At 43.6% G+C, this 9,619-nt stretch carries 8 protein-coding genes; all 8 read right to left on the bottom strand.

What is annotated here, in order from left to right:
* Window positions 1-33 precede the first annotated feature (33 nt).
* Window positions 34-822, bottom strand: a complete 789-nt coding sequence (locus ACLTL4_RS06445) for an ABC transporter permease (protein WP_412291496.1) — start codon at window positions 820-822, stop codon at window positions 34-36.
* Complete coding sequence (locus ACLTL4_RS06440; RefSeq protein WP_412291495.1) at window positions 815-1,822, bottom strand: ABC transporter permease; 1,008 nt, start codon at window positions 1,820-1,822, stop codon at window positions 815-817. The genes ACLTL4_RS06445 and ACLTL4_RS06440 overlap by 8 nt, the downstream gene beginning before the upstream one ends.
* Window positions 1,819-2,631 (bottom strand): ATP-binding cassette domain-containing protein, encoded by an 813-nt coding sequence (locus ACLTL4_RS06435; protein ID WP_215660718.1) that lies wholly within the window; start codon window positions 2,629-2,631, stop codon window positions 1,819-1,821. Before ACLTL4_RS06435 ends, ACLTL4_RS06440 begins: the two co-directional genes overlap by 4 nt.
* Window positions 2,621-3,637 (bottom strand): ABC transporter ATP-binding protein, encoded by a 1,017-nt coding sequence (locus tag ACLTL4_RS06430; RefSeq protein WP_215660721.1) that lies wholly within the window; start codon window positions 3,635-3,637, stop codon window positions 2,621-2,623. Before ACLTL4_RS06430 ends, ACLTL4_RS06435 begins: the two co-directional genes overlap by 11 nt.
* Window positions 3,638-3,694: 57 nt before the next feature.
* Complete coding sequence (locus tag ACLTL4_RS06425) at window positions 3,695-5,305, bottom strand: ABC transporter substrate-binding protein (protein ID WP_215660723.1); 1,611 nt, start codon at window positions 5,303-5,305, stop codon at window positions 3,695-3,697.
* Window positions 5,306-5,583: 278 nt separating this feature from the next.
* Window positions 5,584-6,558: a carbohydrate kinase family protein gene (locus tag ACLTL4_RS06420; protein WP_412291494.1), complete on the bottom strand. Its 975-nt coding sequence runs from the start codon at window positions 6,556-6,558 to the stop codon at window positions 5,584-5,586.
* A gap of 14 nt (window positions 6,559-6,572) precedes the next feature.
* Window positions 6,573-7,931, bottom strand: a complete 1,359-nt coding sequence (locus tag ACLTL4_RS06415; RefSeq protein ID WP_412291493.1) for a GntP family permease — start codon at window positions 7,929-7,931, stop codon at window positions 6,573-6,575.
* Between the two features lie 17 nt (window positions 7,932-7,948).
* The gene (locus ACLTL4_RS06410) at window positions 7,949-9,568 is read right to left on the bottom strand and encodes a mannitol dehydrogenase family protein (protein WP_412291492.1); all 1,620 of its coding nucleotides are present in this window, start codon (window positions 9,566-9,568) and stop codon (window positions 7,949-7,951) included.
* Window positions 9,569-9,619: the final 51 nt, after the last annotated feature.

Genomic DNA, 9,619 nt, shown 5'->3' with positions numbered 1-9,619 from the left:
AAGTGCTATTCGGAGAACTCTTTCACGTTAAATTCAACTAAGTATGGAAAGAACCAGTGCTTTTTCTGACAGTGACAGCATACTTCCCCATGAAATAACTTCCAGCGGAAGTCCTATCCCGATGAAACTTAATGTTGACTCTTCCACAATAGCACTTCGGATATTCATGACAACCATAAACATGATGGAAGATAAAAAATTGGGTGCAAGATGTTTATAAAGAATATAAAAAAATCCTCCCCCCATGCACCTGGCCGCAATTACATATTCATTGTTTCGCAGCTGCCGCACTTCTGTTCTGATAATTTTGGCTATACTCATCCAACTCGTAATCCCTATCACAAAAGACAGACTGAATACATTTGCCTTTCCAAGAATGGCCTGCAGAAAAATAACCGTCAGAAGATTCGGAATGCTCAGCAGAATCTCTGTTGCCCTCATGAGCAGCATATCCAGCCAATCCGGTGCCATGCCGCTTACCGTACCAAATACGATTGCAATACCGGTAGATATCACAGTTGCTGCAATTCCGATAAACAGAGACTGTCGTCCGCCGTACCAGATCATGGAAAAAATATCACGCCCCATAGTATCTGTTCCAAACAAAAATTCTTTACATGGAGCAATTGTATAATTTTTCAGATCCATGTAAGACGGATCTTTTGTCATGATTCGATTGCAGAACAGACAGCCACCCACGATCAGTATCAAAATGATGACAGACAGCCATGGAATCGTATCATACCATCTGTTTGCTTTTTTCTGTACCTGCTGTTCTGCAAGCTCTGGTTTTACTCCAACAATTTCAAACAGTTCACTCATAGTTATCCACCTCCTGCATTTCCGACTGCCTGCTGATACGCATTCTCGGATCGATCCTCTCATTAAGAATCTGTGCAGCCATATTACAGGCAATGATTATGATCCCTGACATCAGACTGATGATCATCAGTAAATTATAGTCTTTATAACGGGCACTTTCATATGCCAGTGTCCCTATTCCGGGATAAGAAAGAACAGTCTCTGCCACATAAGTTCCTCCCATGATATGCGTTACCGAAATCGCCATAATGCTCAGATATGATGGCATGATATTTCTCATACAATGTACCAGCATAATACGGGATTTTTTTATTCCTTTTGCTTTTGCCATCAGCACATAATCTGCACGGATTTCATCCAGCATTTTATTCCGGACCATGTAGCCATAATACCAGAGATGTTCTGTCACGATTACAGTCAACGGCAGTATCATATGTAAGATTCGGTCGGAAATGTTTTTTTCCTGCCCGACTGCATATGCCCCGGAACTTGGCAGCCATCGTAGCGAAACAGAAAATACAAGAATCAGCACCAGTGCCAGCCAGAACTCTGGGACACAGCTTATGATCGTCCCTGCTTTACAGATGATTTTATCCAGCCATCCGCCTTCTTTCCATGCACATATGACTCCAAGCAGCAATGCACCTGCAAATATAATCAAAAAGCCAGTACCGCCAAGAAGCAGGGTATTACCAAGTCTGCTTTTCAGCACATCCAGTACATCCATCTTATATTTATAAGAACGTCCGAAATTTCCATGAAAGACCTGATGAATCCACCTGCTATACTGTACAGAAATTTTATCATTCAGACCAAGTTTTTCTTCTGCCCACTCTCTTTCTTCAGGACTCATCTTTTCCACTCGTTCTCCGTAGTAAGAAAACAGTGGATCTCCCGGTGCAAGTCTGGAAACATAAAATGTCACAAGAGAGAGCAGTCCTACACTGATCATAAAAATCACCAGTTTTTTTCCATAATACAGCATTCGTTCGCCTCTCATAACACTTCACCTTTCTGTCTTTCTATTCGTGGATCCGGTATTGGGACTGCCGCTAACAGTGCTTTGGTATATTCATGTTCCGGATGGGCGAAAATATCTTTTGTTCTCCCTTCCTCCACCAGTTTCCCGTGATACATAACACCTGTCCTGTCACACAGAAACTCCACCATTGAAAGATCATGAGCAATAAAAAGAAATGAAAAACCCTGTTCTTTCTGTAATTTCCGAAACAGATTTACCATCTGTGCCTGAATGGACACATCAAGCGATGCAATCGGTTCATCTGCCACGATCAGCTCCGGTTTTGTGGAGAGTGCCCGTGCAATCGCTACTCTCTGCCGCTGTCCACCGGATAATTCACAGGGATATTTTTCCATATAACTGCGATCCAGTCCAACAAGCTCTAACTGTTTTTCTATCTCTTTTTTACCTGGCCTGCCCTTTCCTGAATAAATACGCAGTGGTTCTGCTACAATATCCTCGATTTTCATTCTCGGATTCAGACTGGATGCGGAATCCTGAAAAATCATTTGCCGTGTCATCTGCAGCATTTTCCGATTTTTTCGAAACTCTTTGTTTTTACAGATTGGGATCCCCTTGTAAAATATTTCTCCTTCAGAAGGTTTATATATATTCATAATACAGCGTGCCACTGTAGATTTTCCTGATCCAGATTCCCCTACCAGTCCGTAAATTTCCCCTTTTTTTATTTGAAAAGATACATCATCTATCGCTTTTACTGTCATTTTTCTCTTCAGGTGAAACATATGCGAAAGATGCTGCACATCCAGTAAACTGTTATTTTCCATATCTTCGTTCTCCAATCGGAGCCTTTACTTCCGGAGCTCGTTCATCCAGCAGCCAGGTAGCTGCATAGTGCGTGTCCGTAACCTGAAACATGGGCGGCTCTTTTTCATAATCTATCCTCATCGCATACGCATTTCTCTCTGCAAATGCATCACCTTTTGGCGGATGGATCAGGGTTGGAGGCATTCCCGGTAATGTCGGAAGCCATTCTTTCCCCCTGGACAAAATCGGAAGAGACTGCAGCAGCCCCCATGTATACGGATGCCTTGGATCATAAAAAATCTCTTCCGCTGTTCCGATTTCCACAATTTTTCCTGCATACATAACCGCTACACGATCTGCCACCCCTGCTACAACCCCAAGATCATGGCTGATAAAAACGGTTGCCATCCCGAGTTTTTTCTGGATTCTCCGAAAAACATCAAGAATCTGAGCCTGAATCGTCACATCCAGTGCCGTGGTCGGCTCATCCGCAAACAGAATTTTGGGATTGCCTGCAAGTGCGATTGCCATGACTGCCCTCTGACGCATTCCACCTGAAAATTCATGTGGATACTGCGAAATTCTCACTTCCGGCTCATCAATTTCCACCAGCTGCATCAACTCAAGAACTTTCTCTTTCACCTGTTTTTTTGGCACTTTTTTATTATGGATCCGCACAGCTTCTTCGATCTGTTTCCCGATGGTCATTGTCGGATTGAGGGATGTCATCGGATCCTGAAATATCATGGAAAAAAGGTCTCCCCGCAGCCGTGACATATTTCTCTGCGTATAATCCGTGATATCTATGCCATCTGCCAGGATCTTCCCGGATTTAATTTTTGCCGTCTTCGGAAGCAATTTCATAATGCTTTTACATAATGCACTTTTCCCACATCCGGATTCTCCTACTATAGCCAGGACTTCCCCTTCCTCTACGGTCAGGCTGACATCTCGAACTGCCTCCACTTCACCGGATTTTGTAAAAAAACTTACTGATAAATGCTCTGTCTTCAGTAACTCTCTCATAATGAACCTCTTATAACTGCATAAAGAGACTGTTCCCAGTCTCTTTGCAGCTCTCTTTTATTCTTGTACTATTTCCCAATCCTGAATATTCCAGAAGATACCTACTCCATGATGTCCAAGAACCGTATTTTCAGAGATTCCCTGTATATCTGAATCTGCCACATAATTAGCATCAATATAGCAGATAAATGCATATGGCGGATCCTGCAGCAGCTCTTCCTGGAAAAGATCATAATATTTTGCACGGGTTTCCTGATCTTCATACTGTCTTGCCAGAGTCAGATATTCATCCACTTTCTCATTAGAGTAGGAAGAATAATTTGCACCCTTATCTGTGCCAAAAACTTTATAGGTATGATCGTCTGCATCAAACGGGCTTCCCCAGCCGATCAGACATGCCATCTGTCCGCCCCAGTCAATCTGTGCCGGAATATCTACCGTACAGTTAATGCCTATTTCCTGTAACTGCTGAGCTGCTGCCTGTGCGATATCAATTCGGTCCTGCTCTCCGGACATAACGCTGAGGACGAAACCGATTTCTTCCCCGTTTCTTTCATAAAAGCCATTTTTTCCCATCTTGCATCCTGCATCTTCAAGGATCTTTCTGGCTTTTTCCGGATTATAATCATAATGTTCTGCCTTTTCATTGTTATATATATTTCTCTGTAACGGACCATAAGCCGGCATTCCCTGTCCAAGAAGTACTGCATCTATAATTGCCTGGCGGTCAATTGCATAACAGATTGCCGGAATAAGATCTTTGTTTTCCTTCCAGTAATCATTTGCGAAATTAAACATAATACCACGATAATCGGAAGTAGTCATATCGTAACAGCTGTATCCATCCATATTTTTGAAATTCTCTGCATTTTTCGGATCCAGCAAAGCCATATCAATCTCACCGGACTGCAACTGGACTGCCTGTGTATTATCGTCCTCTACAATTTTAAAAATCACCTTATCGATTTTGGGACTGCCAAGATAGTAATCTTCATTTTTTGTCATTACAATAGACTGCCCTGCATCCCAGCTTTCCAGTTTATAAGGGCCTGTACCTACAGGATGCCGGAAAAAGTCTGATTCCTGCATATCTTCCCCTTCCAGAAGATGCTTTGGCAAAATCGCTATCGTCATATATTCCAGAAATGCCACATTTGGTTCTGCCAGTTTAAAGGCAATCGTCTGGTCATCCATTACTTTTATTTCCTGAACATCTTCATAGTTTGGTGCATTTTCTGATCCATTCTCCGGATCCATAATAGCCTCGATGGTAAATTTTACATCATCTGCAGTAAAAGCTTCCCCGTCATGCCATTTGATCCCGTCACGGATATGGAACGTATAAGTACAGCTGTCCTCATCATATTCCCATTTTTCTGCAAGACCCGGAATCACCTGGTCATCTGCATCATGAGCCGTCAGACCGCTAAATAACAACACATTAATCTCACAGTGTTCATCCATCGCCGGATTGATTCTTGTGTAATCACCGGATCCATATACCAGCGTTGATTCTTCGGCTTTTTCTGTATTTTCTGATTCCTTCGTTGTTTCCTCCTGTTTTGCCGTCTCTTCTGCAGTACTTCCTGTTTTGGATGTATCCCCACAGGCTGTCAGAGACATTGCCATGGCCGCTGCAAGCAGCAATGCAATCACTTTCTTTTTCATCTATTTCCCCTTTCCGCTGTTCTGCTTCCTTTTGTTTTGAAAAGAGCCGCCGCTTTTGATTCAAGTCGAACGGACTGCTCTTTTTCGCAGTGCATTTATCATAATCTGTTTCTTTCTTCCCCACAAGCCCCCCGTCTGGTTATCTTCTTCCTTTCTTTTTGTACGATATTTCTGTACTTTTTCCCACTTTTTTCACTTTCGCATCCTTATCCGGGGGATAGCTGAATCACAAAAGACGCAAGCCACACTTCCGTGACTTGCGTCCCTTACGAATCTCTTTAAAAACTGCAATGTCTTTTTTTCTCAACTTCTTCCAATGTCGGCATTGCCGGTATTGCCCCTTTCTTCTCTACACAAAGACTTGCCACTGCATTTCCGAATCGCACATATTCTTTCAGTTCTTCTATGCCAAACATCTCCGGACTTTTTCCAGCTTTGCTGATGCAGTATAAAAATCCGCCCCAGAAGGAATCTCCCGCACCATTTGTGTCAACCGCCCTGCTTGTAAAGCCCGGGATCTGTATCCCGCCTTCTTTGCAGTAAAGATATGCTCCTTCGCTTCCAAGCGTGACGGCAATGATTTTAACACCTTTCTGAAATAAAATTTCTGCTGCTTCCTCTGGTTTTTCTTTTCCGGTCAGCAGTTCTGTCTCCTCATCTGAAATTTTCATAATATCAACATAAGGGATCAGGCTTCGCATCTGTTCTTTTGCCGTCTCTTCATTTTTCCATAAAGAAGCTCTGTAATTTGGATCATAGGATATCATGCTTCCATTTTTTTTTGCTCTTTTAACTGCATAAAATGTAGTATCTCTTGCCGGCTGATCGGTCAGCGAAAGGGAACCTGCGTGAAAAATTTTTGTCTGATCCAGAATCACGGTATGGATTTCTTCTTTTTCGATCCTGGTGTCTGCTCCTGGTTTTCTTGCAAAAGAGAACGATCTCTCTCCATTTTCCGCTGTTTTTACAAACGCAAGTGTCGTAAAAAATTTCTCATCCAGAATCATTCCGTCTGTCTCAACATTTTCTTTTTTCAGTACTTCTTTCAGAAATTCTCCATGCATATCTTTTCCTGCTTTTCCAAGAAAAGCTGTGCGGGCACCAAGTTTTGCCGCCGCAACTGCCACGTTTGCCGGAGCTCCGCCTGGGTTCTGTGCGAATACTGCCTGTCCTTCCTCATTGACTCCCTGCCAGGTAAAATCGATCAGGATCTCACCAAATGTTGTAATATCATAACAAGATTTTTTTGTCATTATTTCTATTCCTCCTAAGCAAACAGACTGATCACGAAAGCACAGATCAAACCGGTAAAGCCAATGATCGTTTCCATCATGGTCCATGATTTCAAGGTTGTTTTTTCATCAATTTCAAGCAGTGAGCTTACCAGCCAGAATCCAGAATCGTTCACATGGCTGAACGCCGTTGCTCCGCCCGTGATCGCACAGACCATTGCTGCCAGATAAAGCGGTGAAAGATTTGCAATTTCCGGCATGGATGCCATAATCCCTGCCGCCATCGTCATTGCAACCACCGCTGCACCTACCGAAGCACGAACCAGTGCAGCAATCAGAAATGCAGCCAGAATCAGCGGCAGACCGCTCTGTTCAAGTGCCGGGCCGATAATATCTCCCATTCCACACTCCTGAAGTACCCAGCGGATAATACCTCCGCCTGTGATCACCAGCAGAATCTGCCCGGTCGGACGCAGGGAACGATCCATAATTTTCTTTAACTGTTCTCCGTCATAACCCTGTTTCTTTCCAAGAAAATACATTGCACAGAGAATTGCTATGATCAGTGCTACAAACGGAGTTCCCACAAACTGAAGTACCGGTCGGATCGTTTCCAGTGACGGTATGTATTCCGAAAGCGTACTGCATAAAATAAGTATCAGCGGTACAAGAATGATCAGGATCACCGTTGAAAATTTCGGAAGCTTTGCCTCCTCCTCTTCTCCTATCTCAGAAACGGATATCGGAAGATCTGTATGGATTTTTGTCCCGATAAATTTTGACCACAGAATTCCTGCAAAAATCAGCGAGAGAATACCGGTCGGCACACCGACTGCAATCATAATCCCAAGATCAACACCAAGCATATTCGCAACCAATACGGAACCGGCTGACGGCGGTATAAATGCAAACCCAGTCGCCAGTCCTGCCAGAAGCGGAATTACATAGTATAATGTTGATTTTTTTGTTCTTTTTGCCAGTCCAAAGGCAAGCGGAATCAGAATAACAACACCTGCTTCAAAGAAAACAGTCGTACCGACGATTAGTCCTGTGATTCCAAGGGCAATGCCTGCCTTTTTTTCGCCAAACCGATTGATCAGCGTTTGTGCAACACACTGAGCACCGCCTGATACTTCCAGTATGCCTCCAAACAGCGAACCAAGACCAATCAGCAAAACGATCCCCTGAAGTGTTTCCCCCGCACCCTTTTCTACCGTATTTACCAGAGTCGGAACCGGCATTCCGGCTCCAAGTCCGATCACTAACGCAGAAATCAGCAGAGACAGTACCGGATGAATTTTAAATTTTATGATCAATAACAACAATAACACAATTCCTGTAGCTGCCGCAATCAACAGTCTTGCCGGATCTGCTGCAAATACCGCTTCTGTCATTTTCCTGTTCCTCCTGTTTATTTCTGTATATATTTATGAAGCGTTGCCTTTACTGCTCCTTTTCCTGCGATCATTTCACGGAACATCTCTTCGACCTTTTCGCCCACTCCGGCTTTATAAAGATCCGTGAAAAACAGGCGCTCATTGGACAAGACTGGTTTCAGCTGATCCTTCAGTGTCTCCGGCTTTCCAACCACAATATCACCAAGCTGTTCCTGAAGTTCTTCATTCATCGGATCCGGTGCAAGCTCATAGTCTCTGCCTTCGTCATCGACTGCCAGCATATACCGAAGCCATCCGGCAATTCCAAGCGGAATTGCGGTAAGTCTGGAGGCATTGCCATATTTTGCAACGTGTGCCTTGATCGTTTCTCCAAAACGGATCCCTACCATCTGCGAAACATCGACTGCCAGACGCAGGTTTGTATCTCCCAGATATTCATTCGGAAAACGGTCGTTGAAAAGTTCATCCACAAATGCCTGCGGAGAAAGAATGCCAGGATCTTCTACAACCGGAAGTCCTTCATCATAAGCTACCATACGTGCCATCTTCATCATATCTTCATTTGTATTTAACATATGTGCAAACAGATCATATCCAAGCACCACACCCAGAGGGCCTGTCGCAGAATGTACCGGATTCAGACATACCGTTACTTTCATTCTTTCTGAAAGGTTGACCGTGTTTCTGTCTGCAAGATAAACACCAAACCCTTTCTCAAGAGCCGGGCGACCGTTTGGAAAACTATCCTCAATCACAAGGTACTGTGGCTTCTCTGCATTGACAAATGGTGCGATATAAGTTTTCTTTCCGGTAATGACCGGCTGCATATTTTCAACACCAAGTTTTTCCAGATCTGCTGCGATCTGCTCACTTGGACGCGGTGTGATCTTGTCAATCATCGTCCACGGAAATGCTACGGTCTGTTCATCGCTGACATAAGCCAGGAAGTCTGCGTCAACAAATCCTTTTTTCTGCCATTCTTCCGCCATGGTAAGTACCGACTCTCTCAGTTTTTCACCATTTCTGGAACAATTATCCATAGATACCAGTGCCAGCGGATATTTTCCTGCCTGATATCTTTCAAAAAGCATAGCCACCAGCACTGCCATTGCACCGTTTGCCCGCTCCGGACCATTCTCAATATCTGCCTTTACATATGGAAGCCATGTTCCATCTGCTTTCTGGAGTGCATATCCCTTTTCTGTAATTGTAAAAGATACCATCTGTAAGGATGTACTTCTGAAAATTTCTTTCAGTCGATTCCACTGTTCCGGATCAGATGACTGTGCTTTTACCGCCTCTGCAAGAGAACCAAGCACTTTATATTCACGCACACCGTCTCCATGTAGAATGACACTCAGACCAAGATTGTCATACGGATCATAAATTTTATCTACAACATCATAATCAAACGTTTCCACACAGGTAATGCCTCTGTCCAGGACACCTTCCTCCAGCAGACCATCCGCAATGCCTCCAATAAAAATGCGAAAAATATTTCCGATTCCAAAGTGAACCCATTCCGGCTCTTTTCTTGCTTTTTCTGATACTTTTTCCACATCATATCCAGGAAGTGTGATTCCTGCCTTTTCCCATGCTTCACGATTTTTTATTCCTTCCAGTGTCAGTTTCATACCTGTTTTCCTCCTTGTTTTCCTGTTTGGTTTTTACACACTTGAATCATG

Source organism: Hominisplanchenecus sp. (genome assembly GCF_046967715.1).
In the GTDB taxonomy this organism is placed as follows: domain Bacteria; phylum Bacillota; class Clostridia; order Lachnospirales; family Lachnospiraceae; genus Hominisplanchenecus; species Hominisplanchenecus faecis.
This window is presented reverse-complemented; position numbering and strand designations above follow the sequence as displayed.

What these genes read in the sequence shown, in the direction of transcription:
- ACLTL4_RS06445 (WP_412291496.1), bottom strand. Translation starts at nt 822, where the DNA reads ATGAGTGAACTGTTTGAAATTGTTGGAGTAAAACCAGAGCTTGCAGAA.
- ACLTL4_RS06440 (WP_412291495.1), bottom strand. Translation starts at nt 1,822, where the DNA reads ATGAGAGGCGAACGAATGCTGTATTATGGAAAAAAACTGGTGATTTTT.
- ACLTL4_RS06435 (WP_215660718.1), bottom strand. Translation starts at nt 2,631, where the DNA reads ATGGAAAATAACAGTTTACTGGATGTGCAGCATCTTTCGCATATGTTT.
- ACLTL4_RS06430 (WP_215660721.1), bottom strand. Translation starts at nt 3,637, where the DNA reads ATGAGAGAGTTACTGAAGACAGAGCATTTATCAGTAAGTTTTTTTACA.
- ACLTL4_RS06425 (WP_215660723.1), bottom strand. Translation starts at nt 5,305, where the DNA reads ATGAAAAAGAAAGTGATTGCATTGCTGCTTGCAGCGGCCATGGCAATG.
- ACLTL4_RS06420 (WP_412291494.1), bottom strand. Translation starts at nt 6,558, where the DNA reads ATGACAAAAAAATCTTGTTATGATATTACAACATTTGGTGAGATCCTG.
- ACLTL4_RS06415 (WP_412291493.1), bottom strand. Translation starts at nt 7,931, where the DNA reads ATGACAGAAGCGGTATTTGCAGCAGATCCGGCAAGACTGTTGATTGCG.
- ACLTL4_RS06410 (WP_412291492.1), bottom strand. Translation starts at nt 9,568, where the DNA reads ATGAAACTGACACTGGAAGGAATAAAAAATCGTGAAGCATGGGAAAAG.